Raw genomic sequence first — 17,025 nt, forward strand, 5'->3', positions numbered from 1 at the left:
CCATGACCGACTGGATCAGCGCCCTGGCCGAGCTGCATGCCGCTGGCGAACCCTGCGTATTGGTCACCTTGATCGAGGAACGAGGCTCTACGCCGCGCAACGCCGGGGCGAAGATGGTGGTCACCGCCACCACCGCCTACGACACCATCGGTGGCGGCAACCTGGAATTCAAAACCCTGGCCATGGCCCGGGAGCTGCTTGCCGAGGGAGCGAGGCAATCCCGCCTGGAGCGCTTCAGCCTCGGCGCCAGCCTGGGCCAATGCTGTGGCGGCGCGGCAGTGGTATTGCTCGAACCGCTGGGCCAGCCCCAGGCCCATATCACCGTGTTCGGCGCCGGCCATGTAGGCCGCGCGCTGGTGCCGCTGCTGGCCAGCCTGCCCTGCCGAGTGCGCTGGGTGGACGCCCGCGCCCAGGAATTTCCGCCCGTGCTGCCCGCGGGGGTGGAAGCGATCGTCAACGACGACCCGGTGGAGGAAGTAGACCGCATGCGCCCGGGCAGTTATTGCCTGGTCATGACCCACGATCACCAGCTGGACCTTGCCTTGAGCGAGGCCATCCTGCGCCGCAACGACACCCACTGGTTTGGCCTGATCGGGTCGAAAACCAAACGCGCACGTTTCGAGCACCGGCTGCGAGATCGCGGCATTCCCCCCGAAACGCTTGCGCGCATGCGCTGCCCGGTCGGATTGGCGCCCGTGAAGGGCAAGCTGCCAATGGAGATTGCAGTCTCTGTCGCCGCCGAGATCATTTCACTTTATAACGCACGCTTCGGCGAAGGCATCCAGGGCGGGGAAACCCTTGCCCGGTTGCTGCCGCAGTCGCGGCGTACTTCCACTGCAGGACAGCACCTTTCATGACTTCAACCCGTAAAGCTTACCGTGCCGGCCTGTTGCACAGCCTGGGCGACCCTGTCGAACTCGGCGTCGATGCCTCGTACCAGTACATCAGCGATGGCCTGCTGATAGTGGAGGAGGGAAAAATCGCCGCCATGGGCGAGGCCGCCGACCTGTTGCCCACCCTGGGCGATGACACCCCGGTGGAGCACTTCGAAAATGCGTTGATCATGCCCGGCTTCGTCGACACCCATATCCACCTGCCGCAAACCGGCATGATCGGCGCGTACGGCGAGCAACTGCTGGATTGGCTCAACACCTATACCTTCCCGTGTGAGCGGCAGTTCGAAAACAAGGCCCACGCCGACGATGTGGCGGCGCGCTTCCTGGCCGAGCTGCTGCGCAACGGCACCACCACCGCGCTAGTGTTCGGCAGCGTGCACCCCGAGTCTGTGGATGCCTTGTTCGAAGCATCACAGCGGCTGAACCTGCGGATGATCGCCGGCAAAGTGATGATGGACCGCAACGCCCCGGATTACCTCACCGACACCGCCGAAAGCAGTTACATCCAGAGCAAGGCGTTGATCGAACGCTGGCATGGCAAAGGCCGCTTGCACTATGCGGTTACGCCTCGATTCGCGCCTACCAGCACGCCTGGGCAACTGGCGCTGGCCGGCCGGTTGCTGCGCGAGCACGACGGCCTGTACCTGCAAACGCACTTGAGCGAAAACCAGAAAGAAATCGAATGGGTGAAGGCGCTGTTCCCCGAGCGCACCGGCTACCTGGATGTGTACGACCATTACCAGCTGCTGGGCGAGCGCTCGGTGTTCGCCCATGGGGTTCACCTGTGCGACGCCGAGTGTGCGCGCCTGGCCGAAACCGGCTCGGCCATCGCCTTCTGCCCAACCTCCAACCTGTTCCTGGGCAGCGGCCTGTTCAACCTGCCCATGGCCGAGCAGCACAAGGTAAAAGTGGGCCTTGGCACTGATGTGGGCGGCGGCACCAGCTTCTCCATCCTGCAAACCCTGAACGAGGCCTACAAGGTGATGCAGATGCAGGGCGCGCGGCTCAGCCCGTTCAAATCCTTGTACCTGGCCACCCTGGGTGGCGCACGTGCGTTGTCGCTGGAAGACCGGATTGGCAGCCTCAGCCCTGGCCATGAAGCGGATTTTTTGGTGCTGGACCTCAACGCAACGCCGCTGTTGTCGTATCGGCTGGCGCAAGCGCGAGATATCGCCGAAACCCTCTTCGTGCTGATGACGCTGGGGGACGATCGCGTGGTCAAGCAAACCTTCGCCATGGGCGAGGTGGTGCATCGCCGATGACGGGCTACCAGAACTCCGGCTCGGGCGCTGCGACTTGCCAAAGTTCGCGGCGCGCAGATAATTCCCTCCCGCTCTGGAGCCCTCCATGAACCTTGATACCTGGCTACTCTTTGTCACCGCAGCGTTCGTGGTGATCGTCATTCCCGGGCCACTGTCCTTGCTGATGGTCAGCAACAGCCTGAACCTGGGTATCGTTCGCGCCTGGCCTGCGTTCGTCGGTGGAGTGAGTGCCTCGCTTTGCCTGCTCAGCGCCTCGGCCCTGGGGCTGGGCGCGCTGCTCGCGGCGTCCGCTACGGTATTCGGGGCGCTGAAAGTGGCTGGCGCGCTTTACCTGTTTTACCTGGCGTGGGCCAGCTGGCGTCAGGCACGTACGCGCACAGCGGGCGCTGCGCCCGTAAGCCCGCCGCAAGCGGGCTTCGCTTCGCTGTTCGGCCGTGCATTTACCCTGGGTGCCAGCAACCCCAAGGACATCCTGTTCTTTGCTGCATTTCTTCCGCAGTTCATTCGTGCGGATGTTCCGTTGGGCCCCCAGCTGGCGGTGATGGTCCTCACCTGGGCGGCGTTGGATCTGTGTTGCAAGCTCGGCTATGGATTGCTGGCGCGCAGCGCGGGCGGTTACCTGCGTAGCGGCCGCGGCCAGCAATGGTTCAACCGCGCCAGTGCGGCATTGTTCGCCACGGCTGGCACGGTGGCCTTGATCGGCCAGCGGCCTTCATAGATCAGCCAGCCGCTGTATCGCAACACTCCCATTCAGGTCCGCATCCAGGCGCAGCGTTGCTACCAGGCGCACTACCCGCCCCTGTGCCAAGGCCTACTGCAACGCTTCGGCTGGAGCCCCTTCCAGTCGTAGCTGCCAGTGCGCGATCCAGGCACCGGACAGCGCTTGCACCCCGTCGTCCAGCGCCACATTCGTAAGCCCGCCCTCGCTCACCTGCAAGGCCACAAGGTACAGATGGTTGGTCGCAGGCTGCCGGTACTGGGCAAAGCCACCCGCCCGATGGTCCAGTACCAGGCCGTAGCGCCGTAACATGTCGTCGATCACATTAGGCGCGTGATGCCGCATGCGCGGCCGGCCGAGCGCTGCTACCAGGCTACGGGTATGAGGCTCCACGGGCTGCAGGTACACCACACTCAGCGCATTGCCTGTTCCCTGTATATCGCCCGGCAATGCAAGCTGCCATCCCGCGCTGTCAGGCAAGGCTATGGGATGTTGCCGGGTCAGCATCAGTAAAGGGTCGGCCAGCTCACCGAAGACCGTACTGTCACCGATCCACGTCAACAGCACATGCTCCAGGCGCAACAACCGGGCGTGATCCTGGCCCTGCGCCCGTTCGAATACCGCCCGCGCTGCGTTGAGGGCGCTCGGCCGAGTGATTCCAGGGCGTACACGGCTCACCTGGCGATCCAGCGGCGCGATGAACAGAGGCCGACGGACCGTCCATTCCTGCGCGGCCCTGGACACGATCCATGGCTGTTCCGCGAACCGCTCTCGCAGGCACTGTTCCAGCGCATCGAAGGTGAGCGGCGATGGTAGCCCTGCGGGCCGTGTAAGCATGATGCCGTTACCGTCCTCGGTCGGGAACAAGGGAACCCAGCGACCCTCCACGCGCGCGCCTTCCACCAGCGCCGTTGCCTCCTGGCGGTACAGCCCGGAGCCCGGCGCGGTCTCGAGGTCTGTAGGCTGAAGCGCGCGGGCGTTGTCGCGCCAGCTGCGCAGATTCAAAGGCCCACCCTGGACCGCGGACGGCATCCGGACGCGCTCCCACACGAGTTCGGGCCGGGGCCCATCGAGCAGCACGCCGCCCAGCAGTGGGTGCAGTCGGCGTTCAGCCCTCGCCGTGCGCAACAAGGCGGCCAGCTCGGGGCTTTTTACCCCTGAGATGAACAGATCCATCCAGGCCGCGCTCAGCAGGTTGACGCCATTGGTGGCTTGCATCTGCAGCGGGCCGGTCACGGGATGCTGCACCAGGATATAGATCCTCTGGGTACGTGGGTTGCGCAATACCGAAAGGTAACGTATGGGCGTTGCGTGACTTAGCAGCAGCTGGTAGCCGCGACGGGTGATCATATGACCAATCGCGGCCTGAGCCGCTGGCACGCTGTCGAAGGCCAAGGCCCCGCGGATCGCCTGTTCCTCGGCCGGGTTCAACGCCCAGCGCAGCTGATCGAAGCGATTGGGTACGTTGCGCCGGGCCACAGTCACTTCCATCTGGTGAATTCGCCGAACGGCCAGCGCCTGCAAGGGGTCCGACGCAGGGTCGTTGAGCAGGCCCTCCAAGGCAAGCAGGCGGCGCTGTGTGAGCCCCTGGGCTTGCGGGTCGGCATGATGGTAAATGGCTTGCCCCCAGGCCTGACGGCTATCGGCGGCAATGTCCGGGAACCTTCGGGCAAGCCGCTCGGCAAAGGTTTCGGTGTAGCCTCCAATAATCTGCGGCGCCTGTGAACGGCTTTGCCCCAACAGCACCCGCACCGGGCCGCGGCCGTCGCGGATAAGGTCATCCAGGTCCTGCAGGTGCGCGGGGGGCCGGCCTGCAGGTGTGATGAAGCGCGCGGCACCCGGGCTGGCTTCATGGGGCACAAGGGGGTAATACTGCCCTTGCCACCGAACCCCTCCGTGCAACAGAGGGTTTTCGAAGAACCGCACACTCACTTCTCCGCCCAGCAGGCCAGGGATGACTTCGTCCGCCTCGCCAAGCGACCAACGAACCGCTTGCCACCCTTGCCCGCTTGCAGAGGGGGCCGGGGCAGCGCCAGCGCCGGTGCGATAACCTAACGCCCACGCCGGAGGAGTACCGTCGGCCAGGTAGGCGCAGGCGAACTCGGTGGCCTGCTGGGCATTAGGGAACTGGTATTGCTCCAGTAGCCTGCGCCCTCGCTGTAGCGCCTGCAGGCGCGTGGCGCCGGTGAAGGGCGCATGTGCGCTGCCAGGGCCCCACGTGGCGAAGACTTGCTCGGCATCGGTCAACTTGCCACCGCCCCCACGCAGGCCGGTCTCGGCATGGATGACCCACCGTTCACCTTCCCTGCGAACCGGTGCTTCGTAGCGCCGGGTCGCGGTCGCCCGCAAGCGCAGGGTGTTCTCCTCGGCGCGGCGATACACAGCATAGGCGCGGCCGTCTTGCCATATATATTGCTCACCGGCGGAGCGCCAACTCCCGGCATCACGCCCGAAAAGCGGCGTTGCGTCGCGCAGGCGAAGGGGCGCTTCGTAGCCGGCGAATGCCGATCGACCGACCTGAAGGCCACCGCGTGCCCTTACGTGAGCGCGTATCGCCTGCCGCAAGCTGACCGCAGTGCCCGCCACAGGTACCACACTGAGCAGAACGTCCAGCACGCCGGCGGCCACTCCCAGCGCAGCGGCACCCAGGGCTTGCGCATCCTGCTGATGCCATGCTGCGGCAGCGGCACGGCTACTGTCATAGATGTCCTGCAGGCCGATCAGCGTGCCCACGCCAGGCAACACGGCCAGCCCCGCGCGCAAATATCCCAGATCGCGGTGATGGGCCGACAAGTTACGTGCCTTGAGCAACTCGCGCTGGCTTCGGCCCTGGTGTGTGGCACGGCCCTGAAGCCATGCGCGACGGTCATGCAATTGCATCCCGACCAGGGTTTGGCCGAGGCTGGCTGGCGCGGTCAGGTAGCCCTCGTAATGCCGCTGTGCGGCCTGGTGGAAATAGGACAACCATCGTAGCGGCTCACCACCCAGGCGGTGTGCGACATAGTCGGCAAGGGCAGGCGTTACCCGTATGCCGTCACATAGGGCGCCGAGGGCAGCGGCAAGAGCGTCCCGTTCCAGTAGCGCATACCCGGCGGGCGCGCCTGGCAGGCACAACACGGTACGGCCTGCATCAACGTCAACCAGCGCGCAACACCCCTGCAGGGGCTCGCCACGTTCTTCCTGGGCGTGGATTACCAGCCAATGTATGCGCAGGCCCTGATCGGCCAGGGCGGTCGCGTCATGTAGTGCGGCGGCCGTACGCACCATCGCCAGGCCTTCTTCGCTCAGGTGATGCTGCCAGTGTGCCATGCGCGCCTGGCATAGCAGTTCCCGCTCATAGGGTACGCGCAACCGTTCCGGGCGCTCGGCCAAGGCAGGATCGAGCAGGCGGCGTAGAAGCGCCTCATACTGCTTGAGGGGGTCCAGCGCTGGCAGGGCGCTTAGCAGATAAGCAGCCGAAATGCCCTCCCGCTGCCAGCGAGCCATATTCAACCGTTCGACTTCAGCCTCGTCGAGTGCATCGAGGTTTTCAGTGGCCAGTTGAGTCAGGGTCAGGGTTTCCCAGTCATCGCTGGGGATCCACCGGAGCCCGCCATCGGCGGGTTCGGTGTCGAGCGGCGGCAGGAACGTCCCCATCGGTGGCGGCTCCAGCACAATGCCCGGGCTGAACCAATGGAAGGTGACACTGACGGGCCGGGTGAGGATCGCTTGCTCGGGATTGAGGGCAATACCCAGGTCTTGCTTGATCCGCTCGGCCAATAGCTGCCCGGCGAAGGCCGGAAACGCCGGTAGCTGCTCGCTGAGCCAGAGCTCCAGTTCCGCGGCAGCCTGGTGATAAGCCGCCAACTCAGTGGCGGCGGCTTCACGCTCCTCTGGGGTGCGTGCCAATAGCCAGGTGGGCATGTGCTGGACCAACGCATCGGCCTGCCATTGTCGTTCGACCGACGCCAGCGCCTGCTGGCGCGTAGCGTCTACAGGTATGGCCAACGCGCCACGCGCTTCATCCAAGGCCTGTTCAAGCGCCAGGCCGGGCTCGGCCGCTTCCAGCCGTTGGGCCCAGTGTTCGATCAACGCGTCGATGGCTGCGCACAGCCCTCCGCTCAAAGGCGCCAGCCCCAATGACGACGAATCGGCCTCTGCATTGCCTGGCAAACCGCCGAGGGCTGTAGCGAAGGGCGCCGTCAGCGTGAACGCCAATCTCCCTCGCAGTGTTTGCGGGTGCTGCGTATGGAACAGCCCTCCGCCCTCGCCGTGTACCCATAGCAACAGCGGCAGGGTGCTCAGGTTGGCCGCCCATTCACGCGCCGGCGCAATCACCCAGGCGTTGGGAACCGTCGCGGCCTGCCATCGCACCTCTAGGGCCGACGCGCTGCCCGAGGCGAGCAAAGGCTCGAATGTGGCCAGGGCCTGTGCGGGGATCTGCCCTTCTTCGCACTGGAGCCGCACTTCGGCGAGCAGCGCCTGGAGAATCAACGAGCGTAAGCCCTCGTGCTGGTTGCGCAATGAAGCGGCATTACCGATGCTCCCCAGCACGCGCCCCGCCCCTTGCCAGGCGAGCTGGCGCTGGGAAAGCGCGGCGCGGAAGCTCGCCAGACGGGGCTCGCCAGGAGCGTCTTCGCCGAAGCGGGCCGTGAGCAGAGCGCGGTGCGCCGAAACTTGGTCCAGAAGCCATTGCTGTGGGTAATTGTCCGGCTGGCTTCCCAGCGATAACAGATCAGCGTAGGCCTGCGCCTGCTGTCGTTGGGCGGCCGCCAGGGCGGTTCGCCAGCTTTGTGGGTGGGCAATGAACCGCGGGGCTAGTTCGGTGAATTCGGCGCAGGGATCGGCGCCTTGGTTGACCCCCTCCAGCGCGTCGGCCAACTGGTTCAGCCAATCCACCGGTGCTTCGGCGTGAAGGAGCGCCGCGGCAATGTAGGCGGCGGCCTCTGCTTCAGGCTGGCTATCTGGAAGGTGAGCTTCGGGGAGGGGGATGATGTCGAGCAGGCTATCGAATTCATTCATGGCTACGGCTCCTGGGAGAAGGAGCCGCAGTGTGCTGAAGCCTCAGCCATGCCGGTGGTAGATACCGCTGCGCCCGAAGGGGCGTTCAGCTGCCGCGATAGGTCGAATAGCTGTAGGGAGAGAGCAGCAGCGGCACGTGGTAATGCGATTGCTGAGCGTCGATGCCGAAGCGCAGTACCACTTCATCAAGGAAAGGCTGGCCGGGTATTTGTGCTCCATGCTCCCGCTGGTAGGCCCCGGCTTCGAAGTGCAGCTGGTATACCCCTGTAACATACCCAGGGCCGTCGAGCAGCGGCTGATCGCAGCGGCCGTCTTCATTGGTGAGGGTGCGACATAGCAACTCGAGTCGCTCTCCGTCGACCCGGTACAGTTTTACCGGAATGCCGGCCCCGGGGCAGCCTCGGGAGGCATCCAGTACGTGTGTAGTCAAACGCCCCATGAGGGCCTCCTTGTGAGGTTGGCGCACCGCTTTCGTGCAGCGGCTTCGCTGAATTCAGACGCTGCGCATGGCAACGCCGAGGGTACTAAAAAAACTGACCACATGGGCAAGTTTCTTGCAACGGGAAAGCCGCCGAGGCAGGATACCTGACCGGAAAAACATCAGCACTTTACACCTACCGCGCCAGCCAGAAAGGAACCCGCCGTGAGCGCCCACTATCCCCGAAACCTCGTTGGCTACGGCGAACATCCGCCACACCCGCAATGGCCTGGCCAGGCGCGTATTGCCCTGTCCTTCGTGCTCAACTATGAAGAAGGCGGTGAGCGCAACGTCCTCCACGGCGACAAGGAATCTGAAGCGTTCCTTTCGGAAATGGTCGCCGCGCAGCCGCTGCAAGGCGCACGCAACATGAGCATGGAATCGCTGTACGAATACGGCAGCCGCGCGGGGGTGTGGCGCATCCTGCGGCTGTTTGAGCAACAGGGCGTCCCGCTTACGGTGTTTGCCGTGGCCATGGCCGCTCAGCGCCATCCCGAGGTGATCCAGGCAATGGTCGCCGCCGGTCATGAGATCTGCAGCCACGGCTACCGCTGGATCGACTACCAGCACATGGACGAGGCCCAAGAGCGGGAACACCTGCTCAAAGCCATCGAGATCCTCACCAACCTCACCGGCGAACGCCCGCTGGGCTGGTACACCGGGCGCACCGGGCCCAACACCCGCCGGTTGGTGATGGAGGAAGGTGGGTTTTTGTATGACTCGGACACCTACGACGATGACCTCCCCTACTGGGAGCCCGCAACGCCCACCGGCAAGCCCCATCTGGTGATCCCCTACACCCTGGACACCAATGACATGCGCTTCACCCAGGTACAGGGCTTCAATAATGGCGAGCAGTTCTATCAGTACCTGAAGGATGCCTTCGACGTGCTGTACGAGGAAGGCGCCGAGGCGCCCAAAATGCTCTCCATCGGGCTGCATTGCCGGCTGATCGGCAGGCCGGCGCGGCTAGCCGCCCTGCGCCGCTTCATCGAATACGCCAAAAGCCACGAACGGGTATGGTTCGCCCGGCGCGTAGACATCGCCCGCCATTGGCACGCCACGCACCCTTTCCAGCCGCAGGTGGCCCCATGACTGCATTTTCTACCCTCCCCGGCCAGGATCTGGACCGAAACGCCTTCATCGCGGCGTTCGGCGACCTCTATGAGCATTCCCCATGGGTTGCCGCAGATACCTGGGACCGCCTGCAGGGCCAAGGGTTGAACAGCATCGAAGCCGTGCATGCCGCCATGAGCGAAACGCTGCTGGCCGCCGATACCGCTCGCCAGCTGGCCTTGATCAACGCCCACCCGGACCTTGCCGGCAAAGCCGCGGTGGCCGGCGAGCTTACCGCCGCCAGCACCAGTGAACAGGCCGGCGCAGGCATTCATTTGTGCACGCCGGCGGAGTTTGCCCGCTTCACGGAACTCAACGATGCCTACAAGGCGCGCTTCGGCTTCCCCTTCATCATGGCGGTGAAGGGCAGCGACCGGCATCAGATCCTTGCCGCCTTCGAAGCACGCATTCATCACACCCGCGAAGTGGAGTTCGGCTGCGCCCTGGCCGAAATCAACAAAATCGCCCTGTTCCGCCTTCACGCCCTTTAACTGCTCAAGGCCCGACCGTATGAAAGCCTACGCCGCACCCTTCGAAAAATACCTGAACCTGGCCGACGCCCGTCTCGGCACCCGTGCGCTTTCGGTAAGCGACGACTGGTTTGCCGACGTGAACCGCTTGTTCCAGCCGCACCCGGCGGTGTGGAAAGAAGGCGTGTTCGATGACAACGGTAAATGGATGGATGGCTGGGAATCGCGACGCAAACGCTTCGAAGGGTACGACCATGCGGTGATCCGCCTTGGCGTGCCGGGCACGCTCAAGGGCGTGGATATCGATACCTCCTGGTTCACCGGCAACTTCCCGCCCTCGGCTTCGCTGGAGGCCTGCTACCTGGCCAGCGGCGACCCGGATGAGCACACCGCTTGGGTAGAAGTACTGCCAGCGGTAGAACTGCAGGGCAACAGCCACCACTATCACGCCATCAGCCATGAACAACCGGTAAGCCACCTGCGCTTCAACATCTACCCGGACGGTGGCGTGGCACGGCTGCGCGTGCACGGCATACCGGCCGTGGATTGGTCAGGCACCGGCGACGAGCCACTGGACCTGGCCGCGGCGCTGAACGGCGGCCGCGCATTGGCGTGTTCCGACCAGCATTACGGCCACATGAGCAACCTGCTCAACCCCGGCCGCGGCGTGAACATGGGCGATGGCTGGGAAACCGCGCGGCGCCGTACGCCGGGCAACGACTGGGTGATCATTGCCCTGGGCCACCCCGGCACGGTGGAGCAGATCGTGGTCGATACCCTGCACTTCAAGGGCAATTACCCGGACAGTTGCTCGATCCAGGCCGCTTTCGTGAAAGGCGGCACCGACAGCCAGATCGAAACCCAGAGCCTGTTCTGGCGCGAGCTGCTGCCCAGCCAGAAGCTGCAGATGCACCAGGAGCACCACTTCGCCGAGCAGATCCGCGACCTGGGCCCGATCACCCATTTGCGCCTGAACGTGTTCCCTGATGGCGGCGTAAGCCGGCTGCGGGTGATCGGCCGCCCTGCGCGCTGAGGCGCGCTTTTCTATCCGGAGACCTTCTGCATGCGCCAGCTGACCATCGAGCCCCTGAGCCGCGAAGCCTTCGCGCCATTTGGTGACGTGATTGCCACCGAAGGGCGCGATCACTTCTTGATCAACAACGGTTCCACCGAGCGCTACCACCGGCTGGCCGATGTGCAGCTGAGCGGCCCTGAAGACACCGGGATCATCAGCATCTTCCGGGCGCAGGCCTTGAGCATGCCGATGCCTGTCACCCTGTTGGAACGCCACCCCCATGGCAGTCAGGCGTTCGTGCCGCTGCTGGGCCACCCATTTCTGATCGTAGTGGCGCCGCCTGCGCAACAGCCTGACCCTGCGGCGATTCGCGCGTTTCTCAGCGATGGCCGCCAAGGCGTGAATTACCACCGGGGGGTGTGGCACCACCCGGTGTTGGCGCTGCATCCGCTCGACGATTTCCTGGTGGTGGACCGCAGCGGCCCAGGCAATAACTGCGACGAGCATTTCTTCCCCCTGGCCGAGCAGTGGCTGCTGGATCGCTCGCACATCAATGCCTGACTCGGGCCTGAGGCGCATCCAGGTTGCTCAGGCCTGGATCGCCACGGGCGCGAAAGCGAACCAAGGCGCACCTGATCAGGCCACTTGGCCGTTGATACTGCTGTGACATACGCCCCGTCATAGGGCGATTGCCTTTCAGAATGCTCCTAATTATGCTGCGCGCCCTTTGCCGATGGCCTACCCACTTCTCCTTTTACGCCTGCGCTTGTTGAAGCGTATCGCGTACTGGTGCCTTTCCTGACCTGTCGGACAGGCATTCAGGGCTCCATCCAGAAGCTGGCGCAGCAATTGCTAAAGGGTTCTGGCGGCCAGCGAACCTGACCGATCGGACAGCACATTTATCCAGGCGGCGCCAATGCAGCGCCGCTGTAATCACCAGGGAGCTTTCAATGAACCGTACCCTTTCCAGCCTTCTGGTCGCCGGCAGTGTGCTGGCGGCAGGCAATGCCCAGGCGGCCGGCGATTGGCTGCAATGGCAAAGCAATAGCCTGACCTACCTGAACGGGCGGGATTTTACGGTAGACCCGGAAATACAGCAGACCTTTACCTTCGAGCACGCGGACTCCTGGAAGTACGGGGACAACTTCCTGTTCGTGGACAAGATCTTCTTCAACGGCAAGGCCTCGTCCAGTTCGGGTAACAGCACCCTGTACGGCGAGTTCAGCCCGCGTATTTCCGCTGGCAAGATCCTCGACCGCCCGATCAAGTTCGGCCCGGTGAAAGACGTGTTGCTGGCGCTGACCTATGAGTTTGGCGAGGGCGACAACGAGTCTTACCTGTTCGGCCCGGGCTTCGACCTGGACGTGCCAGGCTTCGACTACTTCCAGCTCAACTTCTACAAGCGCATAACCGACGGCCCACGCGCCGGCGACAACGTCTGGCAGATCACCCCGGTATGGTCCTACACCATTCCGGTAGGCAAGTCGGACGTGCTGATCGACGGCTTCATGGACTGGGTAGTGGGCAACGACAGCAATAACCGTGGCGACTACCACGCCAACCTGCACTTCAACCCGCAGATCAAGTACGACCTGGGCAAGGCGTTGAACATGGCCGACCGCCAGTTGTACGTGGGGATCGAATACGACTACTGGAAAGACAAGTACGGGATCAAGGACACTCCGTACTTCGACACCGACCAGAACACCGCCAGCCTGCTGGTCAAAGTGTTCTTCTAAGCAGCGGTGCGAGCCATCCGGTGATAGCACTCGCCTACAGGGCCCAATGCGGGCCCTGGTAGGAGTAGGCGCCAGCCTGCGAACGTGGCCCATGAATCCGGTGCAAAGCCTGCTGGGCGTATCTCGCGAAGCTTCCTATAGGCCGGGCCTGGCGGCACAATACCCGCCATGAGCGATATGCCTTTCCACCCCGCCTGCTGCACACCACTGGCCTACCACTTCCCGCTCCCCTCGCCGGTAGCGGGCAGTGCATTCGCCAGTTGTGGCTTCGAGCCGTCCTGGCTGTTGATCGACGACTTCCAGCGCAGCGGCGTACTCAAGCCCGCCAGCATCGAGCGTTCGGTGGCCAAGCGTCAGGCCGAGTTTCTCGCCGGCCGCTTGTGCGCGCGCGCCGCGCTGGCTCAGCTTGGGTTACCCGAGGTGGATATTCCCATTGGCGAGGATCGCGGCCCGGTATGGCCCCAGGGCGTTACCGGTGCGATCACCCATGGCCAGGGCTGGGCCGCAGCCATCGTCGCGCCCGCAGGCTACCAGCGCGGGCTGGGGTTGGATGCGGAAACACTGCTCGAACCCGGGCGCGCCCAACGCCTGGCTGGGGAAATACTCACCCCCGCCGAGCTGGAGCGCTTGCCCACGGACCCGGCCCAGGCCGCACTGGCAATCACACTCACGTTTTCGCTGAAGGAAAGCCTGTTCAAGGCCCTTTACCCCCTCGTGCGCCAGCGTTTTTACTTCGAAGCAGCCGAGGTGCTGGCCTGGTCCCATGAAGGCAAAGCGCGAGTACGGCTGCTCACCGACCTGGGCGCCGGTTGGACGTACGGCACGGAACTGCCAGGGCAGTTTTGCGTCCAGGGCAGTCGATTGTTGAGCCTGGTTTGTATCCCCGCCCAAGATGACGAGCGGCGATTTTCCTGAGGTATTCCTACAACCCGCAGCTGGCGCGGCCCGCAGCCGTGCGCAGGATTTCCCCCACATTTTGCCCACACGTTATCCACATTTCTTCATGTTGCAATGACCGGCCAACCGCATTATCGTGTAGCCCGTTGGCGCTAAACCCACTACATGTAGTGGTTCGCCGCTTCGCTAGAACACAATTCTCATAGAAATTTCAAGCCCTTTTCGCGGTCATTCCCTGGCCGTCGAACACGGGCTGCCAGGCGCCCCCGCGCGCGCTGGCTACCAACCTGTTATGCCACGGAGGCGCCCTGTCGCACCTCCTTAATTTTTGAAGTCGCTGTATACCGGCCAAGCCGGCTGATGGCCTTTACGGCCAGGTCGCTTTCGTCGGTTGTCGTGCTTCGCATGGAACGGCAGCCACCCTGCCGCGCCTAAATTCACATCAAGATCGTGGAGAACCTATGCACACCGACACCACTCGCGAGAACCCGCAAGGCCAGGCGCCTCAGGGCGTGGGCTCCACTCAGGAGCTGAGCGCCACCGCGCCCGGCCAACTGCGCGTGATCAAGCGTAACGGTACGGTCGTCCCTTACACCGACGACAAGATCACCGTGGCCATCACCAAGGCGTTCCTCGCAGTGGAAGGCGGAAACGCCGCGGCTTCCTCGCGCATTCATGACACCGTGGCACGGCTGACCGAGCAGGTCACCGCGACCTTCCGCCGTCGCATGCCGTCGGGCGGCACCATTCATATCGAGGAAATTCAGGACCAGGTAGAACTGGCCCTGATGCGCGCCGGTGAGCAGAAAGTCGCCCGCGACTACGTGATCTACCGCGACCAGCGCGCCAAGGAGCGTGCCAGCCGCAGCAACGCCGGCCAGCCCGCGCAGCCGCACCCGAGCATCCGCGTGACCCGCGCCGACGGCACGCTGGAGCCGCTGGACATGGGCCGCCTGAACACTATCATCACCGAAGCCTGCGAAGGCCTGGCGGAAGTGGACGGCGAGCTGATCCAGCGTGAAACCCTGAAAAACCTCTACGACGGCGTAGCCCTCAGTGACGTCAACACCGCGCTGGTAATGACCGCCCGTACCTTGGTTGAGCGTGAGCCGAACTACTCCTTCGTCACCGCCCGCCTGCTGATGGACACCCTGCGCGCCGAAGGCCTGAATTTCCTGGGCGTTGCCGAAAGCGCCACCCACCATGAGATGGTCGACCTTTACGCCAAGGCGCTGCCAGCCTATGTGGCCAAGGGTGTGGAATACGAGTTGCTGAACCCTGAGCTGGCCAACTATGACCTGGCCAAGCTGGGCGCGGCCATCGATCACGAGCGCGATCAGCAGTTCACCTACCTGGGCCTGCAAACCCTGTACGACCGTTACTTCATCCATAAGGATGGCGTGCGCTTTGAACTGCCCCAGGTATTCTTCATGCGCGTGGCCATGGGCCTGGCCATCGAAGAGAAGAACCGCGACGAGCGCGCCATCGAGTTCTACCGCCTCCTGTCGTCGTTCGACTACATGGCCTCCACGCCTACGCTGTTCAACGCCGGCACCCTGCGCCCTCAGCTGTCGTCGTGCTACCTCACCACCGTGCCGGACGACCTCTCCGGCATCTACGGCGCCATCCACGATAACGCCATGCTGTCCAAGTTCGCTGGCGGTCTGGGTAACGACTGGACGCCGGTCCGTGCACTGGGCTCGTACATCAAGGGCACCAACGGCAAGTCCCAGGGCGTTGTGCCGTTCCTCAAGGTAGTGAACGACACTGCCGTGGCGGTAAACCAGGGCGGCAAGCGCAAGGGCGCGGTGTGCGCGTACCTGGAAACCTGGCACTTGGACATCGAGGAATTCCTCGAGCTGCGCAAGAACACCGGTGACGACCGTCGCCGCACCCACGACATGAACACCGCGAACTGGATTCCCGACCTGTTCATGAAGCGTGTGTTCGAAGACGGCAAGTGGACCCTCTTCTCCCCTTCGGAAACCCCGGACCTGCACGACCTGACCGGCAAGGCCTTCGAAGAGCGTTACGAGTACTACGAAGCCCTGATCGAATACGGCAAGATCAAGGTCTACAAAACCCTGCAGGCCAAGGACCTGTGGCGCAAGATGCTCTCGATGCTGTTCGAGACCGGCCACCCGTGGTTGACCTTCAAGGACCCGTGCAACCTGCGCAGCCCGCAGCAGCACGTGGGCGTGGTCCACAGCTCCAACCTGTGCACCGAGATCACCTTGAACACCAACAAGGACGAGATCGCGGTCTGCAACCTGGGCTCGATCAACCTGCCGAACCACATCGTCGACGGCAAGCTGGACACCGCCAAGCTCGAGCGCACCATCAAGACCGCCGTGCGCATGCTCGACAACGTGATCGACATCAACTACTACTCGGTGCCGCAGGCGCGCAACTCCAACCTGCGCCATCGCCCTGTTGGCCTGGGCATCATGGGCTTCCAGGACGCGCTGTACCTGCAGCACATCCCGTACGGCTCCGAAGCGGCCATCACCTTCGCCGACCGTTCGATGGAGGCGGTGAGCTACTACGCGATCCAGGCCTCCTGTGACCTGGCCGACGAACGTGGCGCCTACGAGACGTTCCAGGGTTCGCTGTGGTCCAAGGGCGTATTGCCGCTGGACTCGCTGGAAACCCTGATCGAGCAGCGCGGCGCCAAGTACATCGAAGTCGACCGCAGCGAAACCCTGGACTGGGCACCGGTGCGCGAGCGTGTGCAGAAAGGCGTGCGCAACTCGAACATCATGGCCATCGCACCGACCGCAACCATCGCCAACATCACCGGCGTATCGCAGTCGATCGAGCCGACCTACCAGAACCTCTACGTGAAATCGAACCTGTCGGGCGAGTTCACCGTGATCAACCCCTACCTGGTACGCGACCTCAAGGCGCGCGGCCTGTGGGACTCGGTCATGATCAACGACCTGAAGTACTACGACGGTTCGGTGCAGCAGATCGAGCGTATCCCGCAAGAGCTGAAGGATCTGTACGCCACCGCGTTCGAAGTGGACACCAAGTGGATCGTGGAAGCGGCCAGCCGTCGCCAGAAGTGGATCGACCAGGCCCAGTCGCTGAACCTGTACATCGCCGGCGCCTCGGGCAAGAAGCTGGACGTGACCTACCGCATGGCGTGGTTCCGTGGCCTGAAAACCACCTACTACCTCCGTGCCCTGGCCGCCACCAGCACCGAGAAGTCCACCATCAGCACCGGCAAGCTGAACGCGGTCCCCAGCGGCACCGCCGGCGCGCTGCCCGCAGCCCCCGAGGTTGCACCCCCCGCCGGCCCCGCCCCGGTGCCGAAGGCGTGCGCCATCGACGAGCCGGATTGCGAGGCGTGTCAGTAATACCCGCGTCTGGCGCCCCTGATGGTGGGCGCCACGCACGCAACGCTCGAGGCGTCCCGGCGCCTCACTCTTCC

The 17,025-nt window shown here is 63.9% G+C and carries 12 protein-coding genes; 10 read left to right on the top strand and 2 right to left on the bottom strand.

Annotated elements, in window-relative coordinates; translation table 11 throughout:
• Nucleotides 1-2 precede the first annotated feature (2 nt).
• The 3 genes from xdhC (at nt 3) to LG385_RS14820 (ending at nt 2,876) form a co-directional block, all read left to right on the top strand.
• A complete protein-coding gene (gene xdhC / locus LG385_RS14810; RefSeq protein ID WP_225774915.1) occupies nt 3-857 on the top strand; it encodes a xanthine dehydrogenase accessory protein XdhC in 855 nt (284 codons plus the stop codon).
• Nucleotides 854-2,158, top strand: a complete 1,305-nt coding sequence (gene guaD, locus LG385_RS14815; RefSeq protein WP_225774916.1) for a guanine deaminase — start codon at nt 854-856, stop codon at nt 2,156-2,158. Before xdhC ends, guaD begins: the two co-directional genes overlap by 4 nt.
• 85 nt (nt 2,159-2,243) lie before the next feature.
• A complete protein-coding gene (locus LG385_RS14820; protein ID WP_225774917.1) occupies nt 2,244-2,876 on the top strand; it encodes a LysE family translocator in 633 nt (210 codons plus the stop codon).
• 93 nt (nt 2,877-2,969) lie between these two features.
• Here LG385_RS14820 and LG385_RS14825 read toward each other — a convergent pair whose 3' ends face one another.
• Nucleotides 2,970-7,877, bottom strand: coding sequence for a dermonecrotic toxin domain-containing protein (locus tag LG385_RS14825; protein WP_225774918.1), 4,908 nt, complete (start codon nt 7,875-7,877; stop codon nt 2,970-2,972).
• A gap of 85 nt (nt 7,878-7,962) precedes the next feature.
• Entirely contained in the window at nt 7,963-8,316 is a 354-nt protein-coding gene (uraH, locus tag LG385_RS14830; RefSeq protein WP_181114954.1) for a hydroxyisourate hydrolase, read from the bottom strand.
• 204 nt (nt 8,317-8,520) lie between these two features.
• Between uraH and puuE the strand changes: the two genes are divergently transcribed.
• From puuE to LG385_RS14865, 7 genes are all read left to right on the top strand, one after another.
• Nucleotides 8,521-9,450, top strand: a complete 930-nt coding sequence (gene puuE, locus LG385_RS14835; protein ID WP_225774919.1) for an allantoinase PuuE — start codon at nt 8,521-8,523, stop codon at nt 9,448-9,450.
• Nucleotides 9,447-9,962: a 2-oxo-4-hydroxy-4-carboxy-5-ureidoimidazoline decarboxylase gene (gene uraD / locus LG385_RS14840; protein WP_225774920.1), complete on the top strand. Its 516-nt coding sequence runs from the start codon at nt 9,447-9,449 to the stop codon at nt 9,960-9,962. Before puuE ends, uraD begins: the two co-directional genes overlap by 4 nt.
• A 19-nt stretch (nt 9,963-9,981) precedes the next feature.
• Nucleotides 9,982-10,974 (top strand): allantoicase, encoded by a 993-nt coding sequence (gene alc, locus LG385_RS14845; RefSeq protein WP_225774921.1) that lies wholly within the window; start codon nt 9,982-9,984, stop codon nt 10,972-10,974.
• Nucleotides 10,975-11,004: 30 nt separating this feature from the next.
• Complete coding sequence (locus LG385_RS14850) at nt 11,005-11,517, top strand: ureidoglycolate lyase (RefSeq protein WP_225774922.1); 513 nt, start codon at nt 11,005-11,007, stop codon at nt 11,515-11,517.
• Nucleotides 11,518-11,906: 389 nt separating this feature from the next.
• Complete coding sequence (locus LG385_RS14855) at nt 11,907-12,695, top strand: outer membrane protein OmpK (protein ID WP_181114965.1); 789 nt, start codon at nt 11,907-11,909, stop codon at nt 12,693-12,695.
• A gap of 168 nt (nt 12,696-12,863) precedes the next feature.
• The gene (locus LG385_RS14860; RefSeq protein ID WP_413247328.1) at nt 12,864-13,610 is read left to right on the top strand and encodes a 4'-phosphopantetheinyl transferase family protein; all 747 of its coding nucleotides are present in this window, start codon (nt 12,864-12,866) and stop codon (nt 13,608-13,610) included.
• 443 nt (nt 13,611-14,053) lie between these two features.
• Nucleotides 14,054-16,951 carry a ribonucleoside-diphosphate reductase subunit alpha gene (locus LG385_RS14865; RefSeq protein WP_225774923.1) on the top strand — a complete coding sequence of 966 codons (2,898 nt, stop codon included), beginning with the start codon at nt 14,054-14,056 and terminating at the stop codon, nt 16,949-16,951.
• The last annotated feature ends 74 nt before the right edge of the window (nt 16,952-17,025 follow it).

The organism is Pseudomonas sp. Marseille-Q5115, assembly GCF_916618905.1.
GTDB classification, from domain to species: Bacteria; Pseudomonadota; Gammaproteobacteria; order Pseudomonadales; family Pseudomonadaceae; genus Aquipseudomonas; species Aquipseudomonas japonica_A.

Excerpts from the sequence above, each read along its gene's own strand:
- LG385_RS14855 (WP_181114965.1), top strand. The coding sequence starts at position 11,907 with ATGAACCGTACCCTTTCCAGCCTTCTGGTCGCCGGCAGTGTGCTGGCG.
- LG385_RS14820 (WP_225774917.1), top strand. The coding sequence starts at position 2,244 with ATGAACCTTGATACCTGGCTACTCTTTGTCACCGCAGCGTTCGTGGTG.
- LG385_RS14860 (WP_413247328.1), top strand. The coding sequence starts at position 12,864 with ATGAGCGATATGCCTTTCCACCCCGCCTGCTGCACACCACTGGCCTAC.
- uraD (WP_225774920.1), top strand. The coding sequence starts at position 9,447 with ATGACTGCATTTTCTACCCTCCCCGGCCAGGATCTGGACCGAAACGCC.
- alc (WP_225774921.1), top strand. The coding sequence starts at position 9,982 with ATGAAAGCCTACGCCGCACCCTTCGAAAAATACCTGAACCTGGCCGAC.
- LG385_RS14850 (WP_225774922.1), top strand. The coding sequence starts at position 11,005 with ATGCGCCAGCTGACCATCGAGCCCCTGAGCCGCGAAGCCTTCGCGCCA.
- guaD (WP_225774916.1), top strand. The coding sequence starts at position 854 with ATGACTTCAACCCGTAAAGCTTACCGTGCCGGCCTGTTGCACAGCCTG.
- LG385_RS14865 (WP_225774923.1), top strand. The coding sequence starts at position 14,054 with ATGCACACCGACACCACTCGCGAGAACCCGCAAGGCCAGGCGCCTCAG.
- xdhC (WP_225774915.1), top strand. The coding sequence starts at position 3 with ATGACCGACTGGATCAGCGCCCTGGCCGAGCTGCATGCCGCTGGCGAA.
- LG385_RS14825 (WP_225774918.1), bottom strand. The coding sequence starts at position 7,877 with ATGAATGAATTCGATAGCCTGCTCGACATCATCCCCCTCCCCGAAGCT.
- uraH (WP_181114954.1), bottom strand. The coding sequence starts at position 8,316 with ATGGGGCGTTTGACTACACACGTACTGGATGCCTCCCGAGGCTGCCCC.